The organism is Phycicoccus endophyticus (assembly GCF_011326735.1).
GTDB classification, from domain to species: domain Bacteria; phylum Actinomycetota; class Actinomycetes; order Actinomycetales; family Dermatophilaceae; genus Phycicoccus; species Phycicoccus endophyticus.
In genome coordinates this window covers 45,214-61,079 of sequence record NZ_JAANCN010000008.1, presented here as the reverse complement: position 1 = coordinate 61,079, position 15,866 = coordinate 45,214, and the positions used below count along the sequence as shown (strand labels likewise).

At 75.4% G+C, this 15,866-nt stretch carries 12 protein-coding genes; 9 read left to right on the top strand and 3 right to left on the bottom strand.

Features of this window, described 5'->3' with window-relative positions:
* From G8D98_RS10355 to G8D98_RS10340, 4 genes are read left to right on the top strand one after another with little or no spacing between them, the layout of a single operon-like run.
* Positions 1–1,716 (top strand): dipeptide/oligopeptide/nickel ABC transporter permease/ATP-binding protein, encoded by a 1,716-nt coding sequence (locus G8D98_RS10355; protein ID WP_166102628.1) that lies wholly within the window; start codon positions 1–3, stop codon positions 1,714–1,716.
* Entirely contained in the window at positions 1,713–2,501 is a 789-nt protein-coding gene (locus G8D98_RS10350) for an ABC transporter ATP-binding protein (RefSeq protein WP_166102625.1), read from the top strand. Before G8D98_RS10355 ends, G8D98_RS10350 begins: the two co-directional genes overlap by 4 nt.
* 46 nt (positions 2,502–2,547) lie before the next feature.
* Entirely contained in the window at positions 2,548–3,414 is an 867-nt protein-coding gene (locus G8D98_RS10345) for an alpha/beta fold hydrolase (protein WP_166102623.1), read from the top strand.
* Positions 3,407–4,036, top strand: coding sequence for an FMN-binding negative transcriptional regulator (locus G8D98_RS10340; RefSeq protein WP_166102620.1), 630 nt, complete (start codon positions 3,407–3,409; stop codon positions 4,034–4,036). Before G8D98_RS10345 ends, G8D98_RS10340 begins: the two co-directional genes overlap by 8 nt.
* A gap of 3 nt (positions 4,037–4,039) precedes the next feature.
* Here the strand turns inward: G8D98_RS10340 and G8D98_RS10335 are convergent, their stop codons facing one another.
* Positions 4,040–5,524 carry a PucR family transcriptional regulator gene (locus tag G8D98_RS10335; RefSeq protein WP_205859759.1) on the bottom strand — a complete coding sequence of 495 codons (1,485 nt, stop codon included), beginning with the start codon at positions 5,522–5,524 and terminating at the stop codon, positions 4,040–4,042.
* 74 nt (positions 5,525–5,598) lie between these two features.
* Here G8D98_RS10335 and G8D98_RS10330 point away from each other — a divergent pair, with 74 nt between their 5' ends.
* Genes G8D98_RS10330 through G8D98_RS10315 form a run of 4 tightly spaced genes read left to right on the top strand, consistent with a single transcriptional unit; the run spans position 5,599 to position 10,939 of the window.
* Positions 5,599–6,696, top strand: a complete 1,098-nt coding sequence (locus tag G8D98_RS10330) for a DUF917 domain-containing protein (protein WP_166102617.1) — start codon at positions 5,599–5,601, stop codon at positions 6,694–6,696.
* The gene (locus G8D98_RS10325) at positions 6,693–8,270 is read left to right on the top strand and encodes a hydantoinase/oxoprolinase N-terminal domain-containing protein (RefSeq protein ID WP_166102614.1); all 1,578 of its coding nucleotides are present in this window, start codon (positions 6,693–6,695) and stop codon (positions 8,268–8,270) included. The genes G8D98_RS10330 and G8D98_RS10325 overlap by 4 nt, the downstream gene beginning before the upstream one ends.
* Positions 8,267–9,442 (top strand): M20 metallopeptidase family protein, encoded by a 1,176-nt coding sequence (locus tag G8D98_RS10320; RefSeq protein ID WP_166102612.1) that lies wholly within the window; start codon positions 8,267–8,269, stop codon positions 9,440–9,442. Before G8D98_RS10325 ends, G8D98_RS10320 begins: the two co-directional genes overlap by 4 nt.
* Positions 9,443–9,493: 51 nt before the next feature.
* Positions 9,494–10,939, top strand: coding sequence for a helix-turn-helix domain-containing protein (locus G8D98_RS10315; RefSeq protein ID WP_166102609.1), 1,446 nt, complete (start codon positions 9,494–9,496; stop codon positions 10,937–10,939).
* Here G8D98_RS10315 and G8D98_RS10310 read toward each other — a convergent pair.
* The gene (locus tag G8D98_RS10310; protein ID WP_166102606.1) at positions 10,924–12,402 is read right to left on the bottom strand and encodes an amidohydrolase; all 1,479 of its coding nucleotides are present in this window, start codon (positions 12,400–12,402) and stop codon (positions 10,924–10,926) included. The two genes, G8D98_RS10315 and G8D98_RS10310, sit on opposite strands and share 16 nt — an antisense overlap.
* Positions 12,403–12,525: 123 nt before the next feature.
* Complete coding sequence (locus G8D98_RS10305; protein ID WP_166102604.1) at positions 12,526–14,202, bottom strand: PucR family transcriptional regulator; 1,677 nt, start codon at positions 14,200–14,202, stop codon at positions 12,526–12,528.
* On the opposite strand from G8D98_RS10305, the gene pruA reads away from it, so the two are divergent.
* On the top strand, positions 14,195–15,859 hold the full coding sequence (gene pruA, locus G8D98_RS10300) for an L-glutamate gamma-semialdehyde dehydrogenase (RefSeq protein ID WP_166102602.1): 1,665 nt from the start codon (positions 14,195–14,197) through the stop codon (positions 15,857–15,859). The two genes, G8D98_RS10305 and pruA, sit on opposite strands and share 8 nt — an antisense overlap.
* Positions 15,860–15,866 lie beyond the last annotated feature (7 nt).

The window sequence follows — 15,866 nt, the reverse complement described above, 5'->3', positions numbered from 1 at the left end:
ATGACCGGACTGCGCCGCACACTGCTCACTCCCCAGGGCGTCGCCGTGCTCGCCGGCCTCGTGCTCGTCGCGCTCGCGGCGGCCCTCGGCCCGGTGCTGCTCGAGCACGCGGCCACGACGCGCAACATCGCCGACCGGCAGCTGCCGGCGAGCTGGGCGCACCCGTTCGGCACTGACGAGCTGGGCCGCGACCTGCTCGCCCGCACCGTCGTCGCCACCCGGCTCTCGGTGCTGCTCACCCTGGGCGCGGCGGGCATCTCGGTCGCCGGGGGCGTCGTGCTCGGGGTGGTCGCCGCGGTGCTGCCGCGGGCGGCGCGCCGGCTCGTCACCGCCTTCATCGACATCATGCTGTCCTTCCCGTGGCTGCTGCTCGCCCTGTTCTTCTCGGTGATCTGGGGCGCCACCGCGCGGGGCGCGATGCTCGCGATCGGGTTCGCGGGCATCCCCGTCTTCGCCCGTCTCGTCTCGACGCTCACCGCCGCCGTCGCGACCACCGACTACGTCCACGCGGCGCGGCTGCTCGGCAGCTCCTCGGGGCGCACCGCGGTGCGGCACGTGCTGCCCAACATCCTGCCCCCGCTCGTCGTCAACACCGCCGCCCACGCGTCGGTCACCCTGCTGTCCTTCGCCGCGCTGTCCTTCCTCGGCCTGGGTGTCCAGCCGCCCGAGTACGACTGGGGCCGGCTGCTCAACGAGGGCTCCAAGCGCATCTACACGGCCCCGATGGCCGCCATCGGCCCGGGGATCGCGATCGTGCTCACCGGCGTGCTCTTCTCCCTCCTCGGCGAGCTGCTCAGCCAGTCGCGGCCGCGCACGGTGCACGCGGTGACCGCGCAGGACGGCTCCTCGCGGCCGGTCCCGGCCGAGGGCGACGCCGTCGTCGAGGTGACCGACCTGCGGGTCTCCTTCCGCGGTGACGACGGGACCCTCGTCCAGCGGGTGCGCGGGGTCGACCTGACCATCGCCCCGGGTGAGGTCGTCGGCATCGTCGGCGAGTCCGGGTCGGGCAAGTCCGTGACGGCGATGGCGGTCGCCGGGCTCCTCGGGCCGGAGGCGCTCGTCGAGAGCGAGCGGCTCGTGTTCCGGGGGATCGACATGACGCGCCGTCCGAGCGCGGCCGAGCGCCGCCGCCTCGGCCTCGAGGAGGCGATGATCTTCCAGGACCCGCTCTCCTCCCTCAACCCGGCGCTCACCGTCGGGCGGCAGCTGACCGAGGCCAGCGAGACCCACGCCGGCACCTCCCACGCGGCCGCGAGCGCACGGGCCGCCGAGGCGCTCTCGCTCGTCCGCATCCCCGACCCGCCGCGCCGGCTGCGGCAGCTGCCGCACGAGCTCTCCGGTGGCATGCGTCAGCGCGCCATGATCGCGACGGGCCTCATGGGGACGCCGCGGCTGATCATCGCCGACGAGCCGACGACGGCGCTCGACGTGACCGTCCAGCGGCAGGTCATGCGGGCCCTGCGGGACGCCCGGGAGCAGACCGGGGCGGCCATCCTGCTCATCTCGCACGACATCGCGCTCGTCAGCGGCTTCTGCGACCGGATCGTCGTCATGCGTGACGGAGTCGTCGTCGAGCGCCTCGCCGCCGACCGGCTCGGCGAGGCCGAGCACCCCTACACCCGCGGGCTCATCGCGTGTGTGCCCGACATGAGGACCGACCGCTCCCGCGCCCTGCCGGTCATCGGCGTCGCGGCGCAGGAGGAGGTCCTGCCGTGAGCGAGCTCGAGTTCGACCACGTCACGGTGCGCTTCGGCCACGGGCGCAGCCTCCAGACCGCCGTCGACGACGCCTCCCTCGTGGTCCGCTCGGGCACGACGCTCGGGCTCGTCGGCGAGTCCGGGTCGGGCAAGTCGACGATCGCCCGCGTCGCCGTCGGGCTCGAACGGGCCGACGCCGGCTCCGTGCGCCTCGACGGCGTCGACCTCACCGCCCGCTCGCGCGAGGCACGGCTCGCCCGCCGACTGGTGCAGATGGTCTTCCAGGACCCGCTGGCCGCCCTCGACCCCCGGATGCCGGTCGGGGCCTCGGTGGCCGAGGGTCTCCTCGCGAGCGGACGCTCCCCGAACCGGGCCGACCGGGAGGCGCGGGTCCGTGAGCTGCTCGAGCTGGTCCACGTCGACCCCGCCCGGGCCGGGGACCGGCCCGCCCGGTTCTCCGGCGGGCAGCGCCAGCGGCTCACCATCGCCCGCGCCCTGGCGGCCGAGCCGGCGGTCCTCGTCGCGGACGAGATCACCTCCGCGCTCGACGTGAGCGTCCAGGGCGTCGTGCTCAACCTCCTGCGCGAGCTGCAGGCCGAGCTGCGGCTGACGATGCTGTTCATCTCCCACAACCTGGCCGTCGTGCGGTACGTCAGCGACGAGGTGAGCGTCATGCGCCAGGGCCGCATCGTCGAGCACGGCCCGACGGACGCGGTGCTCGAGGACCCGGCCGACCCCTACACCCGCGAGCTGCTGCGCTCGATCCCCGTCATGGGCCGCCCGCTCGACCTGGAGGACCTGTGAGCCACCCGCCCGGCCGACCGGCCCGCGACCCCCTGGAGGACTGCCGATGCCCAGCCTGAGGACGCCCGACGGCGTCGAGGTGTACTACGAGACCGACGGCGACCCGAGCGGGCGGCCGCTCGTGCTCGTCCACGGCGGTGGAGCCCAGCTCATCGGCTGGCACGACGACCTCGTCGGGCAGCTGACCGCGGCCGGGTTCTTCGTCGTGCGGCCCGACAACCGGGACGTCGGCCTGTCCCAGCAGACCGGCGGCCCGAGCGACCTGGCGGCGACCTACGACCTCTCCGACATGGCCGGGGACGTCGTGGCCCTGCTGGACCACCTGGGGATCCAGCGCGCCCACCTCGCCGGCATGTCGATGGGCGGCTACATCGTCCAGCTCGTGGCGATCGAGCACCCCGAGCGCGTCGCCAGCCTGGGGCTGATGTCGACCTCTCCCTCGAGCGAGCCGGAGTTCCTCGCCAGCCGGCGCGGCGACGGCCGGCCGGTGACCACGGCGCCGGAGCTGCTGGACAAGGACGCCTACGTCGAGATGTTCGTCGGGGGCCAGCGGCGCTACGCCTCACCCGGCTTCCCCTTCGACGCCGAGGAGTCGGCGGCCCTCGCCGGGCGCTACTACGAGCGTCGCTACCGGCCCGACGGACTCGTGCGGCAGTGGAACGCGCTCCTGCGCGGCCCGCTGGAGCGCCGCGAGCAGCTGCGCGCGGTGCGGGTGCCGGCCCTGGTCATCCACGGGCGCGGCGACCAGAGCCTGCACTGGCGGGCCGCCGTGGCCCTCGCCGAGATCCTGCCCCAGGCCGAGGTGCACATCTACGAGGAGATGGGCCACGACATCCCGCGGCCGCTGTGGCCCGACTTCGTGCGCGCCTTCGTGCGCACGGCGACCCGCGCGGAACGGAGCGAGGATGCGTGACAACCCCGACTACGTCGGCGGAGGCCCGCGCTGGGCGGCCGATCTCGTGCGTGAGCACCCCTGGGCGACCATGGTGTCCAACGGGGCCGACGGCGCCGGGCCCGTGGTCTCGCACTACCCGTTCCTCGTCGAGCCGGACGAGGACCCGGACCAGCTCGTCCTCGTCAGCCACGTGGGGCGCCCGGACGAGGTGGCCCACCGGCTCGGCACCCAGGAGCTGTGCGTCGTCGTCTACGGACCCAGCGGCTACATCTCCCCGAGCTGGTACGACCTGCCCACCGGCGTGCCGACGTGGAACTTCGCCACGGCCCACCTCTACGGCGTTCCCGAGATCCTCACCGACGAGGAGAACCTGGTCGTCCTCGACCGGCTCGTCGCGCACTTCGAGGCGCCCCTGCCCAACCCGTTCCTGCTGCGCGCGAGCGCCGAGAACGCCGCCTACGCCGACCGGCTCGTCCACGGCACCGTCGGCTTCCGGCTGCGGGTCACCCGGGTAGTCACCAAGGAGAAGATGAGCCAGGACAAGCCCGAGGAGGTCCGCGGGCGCATCCTCGCGGCCCTCGAGGGGTCCGGCCCGTACGCCAACCGCGCGCTGGCGGCCCGGATGCGGGCGGTGCGCTGACCCTCAGCGCCGGCTGGCGCCGAGCAGCCGCACCCGGCAGGCCAGCTCCACGGCGAACCGGGTGTCCGGGTCGTCGAGGTCGAGCTGGAGGGTCTCGCGGACCCGCTTGAGCCGGTAGCCGACGGCGTTCGGGTGCAGGTTCAGCTCCCGCCCCGCCTGCGCGAGCGAGTTGCGGTGTGCGAGGTAGGCGAGCAGCGTCTGCACCGAGACCTGCGCACGCTCCGGGCCCAGGGCGTCCAGCGGCGCCAGGATGTCCGCGAGGAGGCTGCGGCTCGTCGGAGAGGCGTAGACGTCGAGCAGCACCCGCCGCAGCCCGGTCACGTCGGTGAGCTCGACGCCGCCGACCCGGCCGGCGGCGATGGCCGACTCCGCGGCGATCCGCGCCTCGGCGGCCGAGGAACGCAACCCGGTGGCGCCGGTCTGGGGCGTCCCGAGGCCCAGGGTGTACTCCCACCCGTGCCCGGTCAGGGTGCGTGCGTACTCCTGGATGCGGACGGCCACCTCGCGCAGCCGCCGCTGGTGGTCGCCCGCACCGTGCTCCTCGGTGCTCACGAGGATGAGGTCGTCCTGGACGAACGCGACGTGCCACATCTCCGGGCGGCTCTCGACGAGCCGGAGGGCGAACAGCTCCAGCGCGGGCTGGGCGCTGCGTGGGGCGCGGGCGACCGGGTTGGCCACCCCGGTGGGGGTGAGCCAGGCGGCGACGTGCGAGAGCTGCAGCGGCAGGCCGAGCATGGCGGCCTGGCCAACGAACCCCTCGACCCGCGAGGACTCCGCGAGGACGAGCTCGACGATGAGGTCGGCGCGCGACTGCGTCGGCGCGAACCGGTCGCTCATCCGGCGCTGGGCGGCCCGCGACATCAGCGACGCGACGACCGGGAGCGCGACCGTGGCCGCCGGGTCGCTCCCGGCGCCGGTGAGCCGGCCGATGGGGACCTCGCCGACGCACACGGCGTCCGGTGCCGTCCAGGTGACCGCGGGGTCCTCGACGAGCTCGATCTCGCAGCCCAGGGTGCGGCTGGCGGCGGCGAGGATGCTCTCCGGCGTGCTGTCGGCCTCGGCGGCCACCGCGGTGGCCCGCGCGACGGCGTCGCTCGCGCGCATCATCGCCTCGGACGCCCCGCCCGCGAGCAGCCGGTCGACGACGAGGGCGAGGTCGGCGGCGCGGGCGCCGGGCGCGGCGAGGACCGGGACGCCGCCGCGCCGTGCCAGGGCGGCGGCCGTGTCGGGCAGGGTCAGCGCGGTCGTGAACACGAGACCGGCGACGCCGCGCGCACTGGCCTGGCGCAGGGCCACGTCGAGCCGGTAGGGAGGCGGGTGCTCCTCGCCCGGGACGAGGACGAGGGTCCCGGCGGGCACCGTCCCCACCAGCTCGAGCGAGGCGACGTCGACCCGGGCCACGGCGCGCTCGTCGACCGGGCCGGCGCAGTGCTGCAGGCCGAGCCGGTCGCCCTGGGCGACGATGTCCGTGATCGTCAGTTGTGCCACCGGCACAGTATGACCAGATTCTCTGGACCCTCGGACCATAGGTGCCGGTGGGGGCCCGCCATATGGTGAGAGCCATGCCCTCGCCCACCACCACCGCGCCTGCCCAGGACACGGTCGCGGCCCCCGACGTCGCGGCCCTCGCCGCGGGCACCGCCATCTTCGGTACCGGAGGCGGTGGCGCGGTCTACACCTCGCAGATCGTCGCCGAGGAGGCCCTGCGCGCGAACGGGCCGGTGCCGCTGGTGTCCGTCGACGACCTCGGCCCCGAGGACCTCGTGATCCTCATGTCGGGGATCGGCGCACCCACCGTCGGGATCGAGATGCTCTCCTCGAGCGGCCAGATCGAGCTGCTCGTCCGGGAGGCCGAGGCCGCCGCGGGCCGACCGATCACGACCCTCATGGCCGCCGAGATCGGCGGCAGCAACGGCGTGGGACCGGTCGGTTGGGCCTCGCGCCTCGGGCTGAAGCTCCTCGACGCCGACGGGATGGGGCGGGCCTTCCCCGATGCCGCGATGGTGGCGATGAACGTCGCCGGGGTGCCGTGCGAGTTCTCCGTCCTCAGCGACGTCGTCGGCAACGTCTCGGTCATCAAGACGGTCGACCTGCACTGGCTCGAGCGGCACGCCCGGGCCCTGACCGTCGCCAGCGGCTCGATCTGCCTCGGTGTGCACTACCCGATGACGGCCGAGACCGCCCGCGGCGCGGTCGTCGAGGGCACCGTGGGCGCCGCCATCCGGGTCGGGCACGCCCTGCTCTCCTCGTCCGACCCGGTCGCCGCCGTCGCCGACGAGCTCGGCGGGTCCATCCTGCTCACCGGCAAGATCACCGACCTCGACCGGCGCACCGTCGGGGGCTTCTCCCGGGGCTCGGTGACCATCGCCGGCACCGGGGCCGACCGGGGCCGGCTGCAGCGGGTGGAGATCCAGAACGAGAACCTCGTCGTCCTCGAGGACGGCGAGGTGCTCGTCAGCGTCCCGGACAACGTGACGATCATCGACGCCGAGACCGGGCACGCGATCACCACCGAGATGCTGCGCTACGGCCAGCGGGTCTCGGTGCTCGCCTGGGCCTGCGACCCCATCTGGCGCACCCCCCGGGGCCTGGAGCTCGCCGGGCCCCGGGCCTTCGGCTACGACCTGCCGTACACCCCCTTCGGAGGAGCCGACCGATGACCGCGCCGCGCGACCTGTCCATCGGCGTCGACGTCGGCGGCACCAACACCGACGCCGTCGTCATCGACGCGGCCGGCACGGTGCTCGCTCACACCAAGCAGGCGACGACCGAGGACGTCACCGGCGGCATCCGCGCCGGGATCGCCAACGTGCTCGCGGTCCTCGAGGAGGACCGTTCACGGGTCTCGCGGGTGATGCTCGGCACCACGCACGCGACGAACGCCATCGTCGCGCGCCGGAACCTGGACCGGGTGGCGACCATCCGGCTCGGCGCGCCGGCGGCCACGGAGTACCCCCCGCTGCTCGGGTGGCCCCGCGACCTCGCCGACCTGGTGCTCGCGGGGTCGGCCATGCTCGGTGGCGGGCACATGGTCGACGGCACCCCGATCACCCCGCTGGACCGCGACGGCATCCTGCGCTTCCTCGACGGCCTGCAGGACGTCGACGCGGTCGCCGTGACGGGCATCTTCAGCCCCTCGACCCCGGAGCAGGAGCTCGAGGTCGCCGACCTGGTGCGCGAGCACCTGGGCCCGGACGCCCGGGTCTTCCTCAGCCACGACATCGGGCCGACCGGCCTGCTCGAGCGCGAGAACGCCACGGTCCTCAACGCGGCCCTCTACAGCGTGGCGCGCTCGGTCACCGAGGCCCTCGTCACGGTCGTCGCCGAGGAGGGCCTGGACGCGACGACGTTCTTCGCCCAGAACGACGGCACGCTGATGTCCCTCGACTACGCCGCGCAGTACCCGGTGCTCACCATCGGGTCGGGGCCGGCGAACTCGATCCGCGGCGCGGCCTACCTCTCGGGCGCCGACAACGCGATCGTCATCGACGTCGGCGGCACCACCTCCGACCTCGGCGTCGTGGTCAACGGCTTCCCCCGGGAGTCCACCCTGCCCCGGGAGATCGGCGGGGTGCGGACGAACTTCCGGATGCCCGACGTCCTCAGCCTGGGGGTCGGCGGCGGGACGACGGTCGACCCGGGGTCCGGGGCCGTCGGGCCGGGCTCGGTGGGCTACCGCATCTCGGCGGAGGCGCTCCTCTTCGGCGGCGCCACGCCGACGCTCACCGACGCGGCGGCGCTCGCGGGCGCCTCGGTCGCCGGCCGCACGCTGCCTCGGCAGCGCCCCGCGACGGAGACGGCGCTGCGCGCCGGGCTCGAGCGCGCGCACACCCTCCTCGAGGAGGCCGTCGAGCGGCTCTCCCTCGGGCGCGCCGACCTCCCGCTCGTCGTCGTCGGCGGTGGGGGCTTCCTCGTGCCCGACGACCTGCCGGGTGCCGGGCCGGTTGTGCGCCCGGACCACGGCGACGTCGCCAACGCCGTGGGAGCGGCCATCTCGCTCGCCGGTGGGCGGGCCGACCAGCTCGCCCCGCTCGAGGACCGCGAGGCGACCATCGCCCAGGTCTCCGAGGCCGCCCTCGCCAAGGCGATCCAGGCGGGTGCGGACCCCCTGGAGGTCGTGGTCGTCGACGTCCTGGAGACGCCGGTGAGCTACAGCGACCGCCCCACGGTCAAGGTGTCGGTCAAGGCCGCCGGCCCCCTCGCCCGGCTCGGGGAGCGGGCCGAGGCCCGGTGACGGCGCTCGTCGCCGACGAGGCGCTGCGTGCCGACCTGGTCGCACTGCGCCGGCGGCTGCACGCCTGTGCCGAGGTCGGGCTCGACCTCCCGCGTACCCAGGCGGCGCTGCTCGCCGCGCTCGACGGCCTCGGCCTGGAGGTCACCACCGGGCGCGCCCTGACCTCGGTCACGGCCGTGCTGCGGGGCGGGCGGCCGGGCCCGGTGGTGCTCCTGCGCTCGGACATGGACGCCCTGCCGGTCCAGGAGAGGACCGGGCTGGAGTTCGCCGCGAGCGACGGTGCGATGCACGCGTGCGGCCACGACCTCCACATGGCCGGCCTCGTCGGGGCCGCCCGGCTGCTCGCCGCCCGGCGGGAGGAGCTCCCGGGCACGGTCGTGTTCATGTTCCAGCCCGGTGAGGAGGGCTGGGCCGGAGGGCGGCTGATGCTGCAGGAGGGAGTGCTCGACGCCGCCGGCGAGCGTCCCGTCGCCGCGTACGCCGTGCACGTGGACTGCGTGACGCCCCGCGGCCAGGCGGTGACCCGCCCCGGGCCGATGATGGCGAGCGTCAGCGCCCTGCGCCTGCGTGTCGTCGGGACCGGCGGGCACGCCGCCTACCCGCACCACGGGGTCGACCCGGTGCCGGCGGCCGCGCACGTCGTCCTCGCCGTGCAGTCCTTCGTGGCCCGTCGGGTGCCCGTGGCCGACCCGGCGGTCGTGTCCGTGACGCGGGTCGCCTCGGACTCCGCCGCCGGGAACGTGCTGGCCGCTGCCGTGAGCCTCGAGGCGAACATCCGGGCCCTCTCACCGCAGACTCTCGACCTCGTGCGCCGTGAGCTGCCGGCCCAGCTCGTCGCCGTCGGCGAGGCACACGGGTGCACCGTCGAGGTCGAGTACGTCGAGTCCTACCCGGTGACGGTCAACGACCCCGCCGAGACCGAGTGGGTGCTCGCCGTGCTCGACGAGCTCTACGGGGAGCAGGTGGTCCGCCTGCCCTTCCCCGGGATGGCGTCGGAGGACTTCGCCTACGTGCTGGAGAAGGTGCCCGGGACCCTGGTGTTCCTCGGGGTGCGGCCCGAGGACGGGCAGAGCGGTCCGATGCACTCCGAGCACGCCGTCTTCGACGACTCCGGTCTCGGCGAGCACGCGGCGCTGCTCGCCCAGCTGGCCTGGAGGCGTCTCGCGCACTGAGCACGGCGGACCCGGCGACCGGCGGGCACCCGCGGCGGCGGGAGCGCGGCGGTGACCACGCACGTCGTCGCGGGCATGCGGGTGCTGCGCGCGGTGGCCGACCGGCCCGACCCGACCCTCCCGCTCGCGGTCGGCGACCTCGCCCGCGGCCTCGGCACCGCGCTGAGCACCACGTCACGGCTGTGCTCGGAGCTGACCGACCTCGGGCTGCTCGAGCACGCCCCGGCCTACGGGAGCTACCGGATCGGGCCGCAGGCCGTGCGCCTCTCGGGTCGGGCCGCGGCGCGGTTCGTGCCGGCCGTGCGCTACGCGCTGACGCTGCTCGCCCATCGGACCGGCGAGACGGCCTTCCTCGGCGCTCCCGTCGCGGGCGGGGTGCGCGTCGTCGCCGCGGTCGAGTCCGTCTGGACGCTGCAGTCGCCCGCGCGGGTCGGCGAGCTCGTCACCGACGCGCGCCGCGCCGTCGTGCGAGCCGCGTGGGACCGCGACGAGGAGGACCCCGGTGCCGGCAGCGGCCAGGCGGTGGAGTCGACGGTCGGCATGGGTGTCGAGGTGGCCGTCCCCGTGCGCAGCCCCGCCGGGGAGTGCGTGGCCGTGCTCGGGGTGCGGGTCCCGGTCAGCCGCTCCACCCCGGGGGTCGCCCGGGCCCGCCGGCTGCTCAAGGAGGCCCGCCAGGTCCTCGCGGCCGAGCTCGCCAGCTCGCCCGACGGGCCCGACCGCCCGGGGTCCCCGCCGGGTGACCCCTCCCGGGCGCCGGCCGGGCTCGAGGCGGCCTGGCGGGTCCTGTGGCACCTCGCCGGGGGCCGCGACACCGTCACGGGCATCGCGCGGGCGAGCGGCCTGCGCCCCGACCGCACCCGCCGCCTGCTGGAGTCCTGTCGGCGCGCGGACCTGGTCCGGACCGGCCGGGACCGCGGGGACGTCTGGCTGGGGTGGGGCGTGCACGGCTGGCACCGTGCGGTCGCCGTGCCGACCATGCTGCAGCTCGGCCGGCCCCTCGTGGCCCGCACCGCGGACCGGGCGGGCGCCTGTGCGTTCATCACGGTCCTCGACGGGCTGCGCAGCCTCACCCTCGTCGAGGAGCTGCGGGACATGGGCGAGGGCCTCGGGATGACGCCGTGGCTCGGGCGGCTCGCCCCGATCATCGGGTCCGACGGGGGCCCCACGCTCGTCCAGGACATCGACGAGCGCCGGCTGGTCGACATCCTCCCGGCCAGGCACACGCCCGCCCAGGTGGACATGTTCATGCGGCGCTTCCGCCGGGCCGCGCGCGACGGCGTCCTGTCGATGAGGTCGATCGACGAGCTCGGCGTCATCTCGGTCTCGGCCCCCGTCCGGGACGCCGCGGGTGCGGTAGCGGCCGCCGCGTGCGTCGTCGGCCCGACCGAGGTCGTCAGCCCACGGGTGCGCGCCGTCGAGGCGGAGACCCGCGCCCTCGCGGCGGGCGTGTCGGAGCTGCTGTGCGCACCCGACCCGGGGGCTCAGACCTCCCGGTAGGTGAAGGTGCCCTCGACCATCGTCGCGAGCACCCCCAGGGTGCGCAGACCCTCCCGGTCGAGCTCGTGGGGATCGCCCTCGACGAGCACGAGGTCGGCGACCATGCCGGTCTCGACCCCGTCGACCCCGGCGCTCGCCGCGGCGACGGCGACCTCCAGGGGCACGGTCTGCTCCGGATGCCAGGCGGGCCGCTCGTCATCGGTCCGGTAGACCGCGTCGGCGATGGCCATCCGCGGGTCCAGCGGGCTCACCGGCGCGTCGGACCCGAGCTCAAGGCGGGCCCCGGCGTCGAGCAGCGAGCGGAAGGCGAACGCCCGGTCGGTGCGTCCGGCCCAGTGCAGGTCGGCGACGTCGCGGTCGGTCACGGCGTGCTGCGGCTGCACCGAGGCGACCACGTCGAGGCGGGCGAAGCGGGCCATGTCCTCGCGGCGGACCAGCTGCGCGTGCTCGACCCGGCCGGGGCAGCCGACCTGCTCGAAGGCGTCGAGCACGGCCCGGTTGGCGCGGTCGCCGATCGCGTGCACCGCCGGCTCGAGGCCGGCGGCCCAGGCCCTGGACATGAGGTCGACGAGGTCGTCGGGGTCGACGAGACACAGCCCGTAGCGGCCGGCGTCGTCCGACGGGTGGGGGTAGGGGTCGACGCACCAGGCGGTGCGGGTGTTCAGCGAGCCGTCGCTGACGATCTTGAACGGCCCCACCCGGACACGCCCGTCGGTCCCCGCGACGACGGCACCGCTGCGGTGCCCCCCGGCGACCGCGGCCTCGAGCCACGGCTCCCAGATGCCGGCCCGTACCCGGACCGGGGGCGCCCCCGCCGCGGAGCGACGCTGCCAGTCGGCGATGGTGTCGGCGTAGGCGAGGTCGGTCAGGCCGGTGACGCCCAGCGCCGGCAGCCCGCCGACGGCCTCGCGGATCCAGCCGTCGAGCTCCGCCTCGGGCGTCATCGCCGCGAGCCGGGCCTTGGTCTGGATCGACTCCGTCTCCCGCAGCACACCCGTCGGGTGCTCGCCCAGGCCGACGAGGGCCAGGGCCGCGCTGTTCAGCCAGGTCGTGTGCAGGTCGATGCTGCTCACCGCCACGGGCAGGTCACCGACGGCGTCGTCGAGGTGGCGCTTGTGCGGAGCCGTGCTCCACAGGGCCGGGACGATGCCGTGGCCCCAGTGGACCCGCTCGCGGCCGGGCGCGGTGCCGAGCGCCGAGCGCAGGGCCGCGGCCGCCTCGAGCGGTCCGGTGGCGGCACCGAGGTCGACGCTGTGCAGGTGGCGCGCCCACTGCTCGACGTGCACGTGCCCGTCGACGAACCCCGGCAGCAGGGTGGCGTCCCGTGCCGTGACCCGCTGCGCGTCCGGGGCGCTCACCGTCCCCGCGGCGCCGACCGCGGCGACCCGACCGTCGGTGACGAGCACGTCCGCGAGCGGGCCGCCGAGGCCGCAGCGGACGGTGGTGAAGAGGGTCGAGGGCATGGCGGCGGTCCTTCTCTACGCTCGGGCGGGCAGGTCTGGCCCGCACGCTAGGGCCGGGAGCGGCCGGCGCCACTGTCGTGCGGACCCGACCCCGGCCCCGAGCCTTGTCGGCGGGCACAAGGCTCAGCGGGGTGCCGCCCCGAGGGCGGTCCGCAGCTGGAGCCAGGTCACGAGGGTCTCGTCGCCGGCATCGACGGAGACCCCGAACCGTTCGGCCACGCGGCGCACCCGGTAGCGGGTCGTGTTGTCGTGGACGCCGAGGGCCTCGGCGGTCGCCGTGACGTTGCCGAGCGAGCCGAGGTAGGCGAGCACCGTGCGGGCGTAGTCCGTGCCCTGCGTGCGGTCGTGCTCGAGGACGGCACGCACCTGCGGGAGCAGCAGCGCGTCGTCGTCCACCGGGGACCCGGAGCGCAGCGCGGCGAGGACGACCTCGCTGCGGACGTCGTGCAGCGTCGCGACGCGCTGGGTGTCCGGCCCGAGGGGGTCGCACAGCACCGCCGCCACCCGCCCGGCGAGCAGCCGGCCGCCGGGGACGGCCGCGAGGTCCGGGACCATCGGGCCGAAGCCCACGACGAGGTCCACGGCTGCCGAGCGACGGGCGGCGGCGACGAGGTCGAGCCCGAGCCGGCGCAGCCGCGCGCGGGTGCGCTCCCCGCCCTCGGGCTCGGTCCCCGGCTCGAGCACCGGTAGGAGCAGGACGACGTCGCCGCCGTCGAGGACGGTCGCCGACTCGGGGTGCCAGTACTCGCCGTGCAGGGAGACCAGGTCGGCGGCCCGGGCGGCGTCCGCGGCGCGGGTGTGCGCCGAGGAGGTCGGCCGGACCACGGCGAGGGCGAACCGGGCCCGCTCGGGCAGCGCCAGCGAGGCGGCGGCACTGGCCGGGTCGAGGGAGGAGCCGAGCAGCCCGCGCAGTGCCTCGCTGCGTCGCTCGCGCTCCGGGCTGCGCGAGCCCCGCAGGCGCAGCAGGTGCAGGGCCACCGTGCGGGCGGCGTCGACGAGGGCGCGGTCGGCGTCCGGGACGAGGCGTGGCCGGTCGGCGAGCGCGAAGATCACCCCGAGGACCCGGTGCCCGGCGCGCACCGCGACCGCGAGCCGGTCGGCGTACTCGGGGTGCGAGCTCTCGAAGAGGACCGCGCCCGGCGAGCTGACGACCGCCTGGTACTCGGCGGCGTTGCTCGGGCGCTCGGGGGTCCGGCGGCCGAGGATCGCCCGCCGCCGGATCTCGTCGATCTCCTGGTCGGGGAGGTTGGAGTAGGCGAGGATCCGCCCGTCGACCTCCTCGATCGTCACGGGGCCCCCGACGGAGGCGGCGATCGCGTTCGCCAGACCGAACAGGTCACCGGACCCGGCGTCCTCGGGTGCCGGTGGCTGCGAGAGCGTGGCCGCCGCGACGAAGGCGTCGAGGTGGCGCCAGGCCATCTCGTCGGGGGTGCACAGCAGCGCCACGCCCGCCGAGCGCGCGGCGCTCGCGAGCGTCCCGAGGTCGCGGCTCCACGACTTCACGACCACCGCACACGCACCCGCCGCGCCGGCCTGCCCGATGCCCTCGAGGACCTCCGCGGGGTGGGAGCGTCCGCCCGTGAGCAGCACCACGCCGCCCGGGGTGGCCTGGACGGGCTCACCGGGGCCGTAGAGGGCCGTCTCGCCGACGCCGCGGCTCAGCTGGTCCTGGGTGGCGGTGACGAGGCGCAGTGCGTGCGGCCCGAGGCTGTCGAGGAGCTCGCGCAGCGTCGTGGGCCGCTGGGGAGCGACCGGGGCGAGGTGGGTCGTGGAGCGCGCCACGACCTCGCCGATGTCCACCGCGACAGCCTACCGAGCCGCCCGGGGCCTCGGGCGGCCGAGCCGGTCCGCCGGTCTTGTCGCCACCGACAACCAGGGCCCGGTGAGTGCGTCCGCGCCACCAGTGCGCCTGGCCGCGCAGGTCGCGGCCCTCGGGGCCACGACCACACCGCTGCCGGCCTACGTCGGCGGCGAGTGGCGGCCCGGTGGAGGCGAGGAGATCCGGGTCGTGGCACCGCACGACCACCAGCGCGTGCTGGGCGTCCTGCGCGGCTCGACCCGGGCCGACGCCCAGGCGGCGGTCGACGCGGCGGCGGCCGCGGCGCCCGAATGGCGCGAGCTGCCCTTCGACGAGCGGGCGGCGGTGCTGCTCCGGGCGGCCGACCTGCTCGCGGGGCCGTGGCGCCAACGGCTCAACGCCGCGACGGTGCTCGGCCAGGGCAAGACCGCCGTCCAGGCCGAGGTCGACGCCGCGTGCGAGCTCGTCGACTTCTGGCGGTTCAACGTCCACTACGCCAGCCGCATCCTCGCCGAGCAGCCGGTCGCGAACAGCCCAGGGGTGTGGAACCGCCTCGACCACCGGCCGCTCGAGGGGTTCGTGTACGCCGTGACCCCGTTCAACTTCACGGCGATCGCGGGCAACCTCCCCACCGCCCCGGCGCTCATGGGCAACACGGTGCTGTGGAAGCCGTCGCCGACCCAGCAGCTGAGCGCCTCGCTGACGATGGAGCTGCTCGTGGAGGCCGGCATGCCGCCGGGCGTGGTCAACATGCTCCCCGGTACCGGTCTCGAGGTCTCCGAGGTCGCGCTCGCCAGCCCCGACCTCGCCGGCATCCACTTCACCGGCTCCACCGCTACCTTCCAGCGGCTGTGGGGACAGGTGGGGGCCAACATCGCCGGCTACCGCTCCTACCCGCGGGTCGTCGGGGAGACCGGCGGGAAGGACTTCGTCCTCGCCCACCCCTCGGCCGACCCGGACGTCCTGCGGACGGCCCTGATCCGCGGCGCGTTCGAGTACTCCGGCCAGAAGTGCTCCGCGGCCTCGCGGGCCTACGTGGCCCGCTCGGTGTGGGAGGCGACCCGGGAGCGGCTCGTGGCCGAGACCGAGGAGCTGACCATGGGGGACCCGGCCGACTTCTCGACCTTCCTCGGCGCGGTGATCGACGCGCGGGCGTTCGCCCGGCACCGGGCGTGCATCGACCGCGCGCAGGCCACCCTCGGGCTGGAGGTCATCGCGGGTGGTGGCTACGACGACTCCGTCGGGTACTTCGTCCGGCCCACCATCGTGCTCGCCGAGGACCCCACCGACGAGATGTTCTCCACCGAGTACTTCGGGCCGGTTCTCGTCGTGTACGTCTACGAGGACGGTGACTTCGAGAAGGTCGCGCGCCAGGCCGAGTCGGCGGCGCCGTACGCCCTCACCGGGTCGGTCATCGCCCGCGACCGCGGGGCCATCGAGTGGGCCTCGCGCACGCTGCGCTTCGCCGCGGGCAACTTCTACGTCAACGACAAGCCGACCGGCGCGGTCGTCGGGCAGCAGCCCTTCGGCGGCGGGCGGGCCTCGGGGACCAACGACAAGGCCGGCGCCGTGGCCAACCTCCAGCGCTGGTCCAGCCCACGGGCGATCAAGGAGACCTTCGTCCCCGCGACCGACCACCGCTACCCCTCGATGGGCTGAGCCCGCA

Excerpts from the sequence above, each read along its gene's own strand:
- G8D98_RS10355 (WP_166102628.1), top strand. The coding sequence starts at position 1 with ATGACCGGACTGCGCCGCACACTGCTCACTCCCCAGGGCGTCGCCGTG.
- G8D98_RS10345 (WP_166102623.1), top strand. The coding sequence starts at position 2,548 with ATGCCCAGCCTGAGGACGCCCGACGGCGTCGAGGTGTACTACGAGACC.
- G8D98_RS10340 (WP_166102620.1), top strand. The coding sequence starts at position 3,407 with ATGCGTGACAACCCCGACTACGTCGGCGGAGGCCCGCGCTGGGCGGCC.
- G8D98_RS10330 (WP_166102617.1), top strand. The coding sequence starts at position 5,599 with ATGCCCTCGCCCACCACCACCGCGCCTGCCCAGGACACGGTCGCGGCC.
- G8D98_RS10325 (WP_166102614.1), top strand. The coding sequence starts at position 6,693 with ATGACCGCGCCGCGCGACCTGTCCATCGGCGTCGACGTCGGCGGCACC.
- G8D98_RS10310 (WP_166102606.1), bottom strand. The coding sequence starts at position 12,402 with ATGCCCTCGACCCTCTTCACCACCGTCCGCTGCGGCCTCGGCGGCCCG.
- pruA (WP_166102602.1), top strand. The coding sequence starts at position 14,195 with ATGTCCACCGCGACAGCCTACCGAGCCGCCCGGGGCCTCGGGCGGCCG.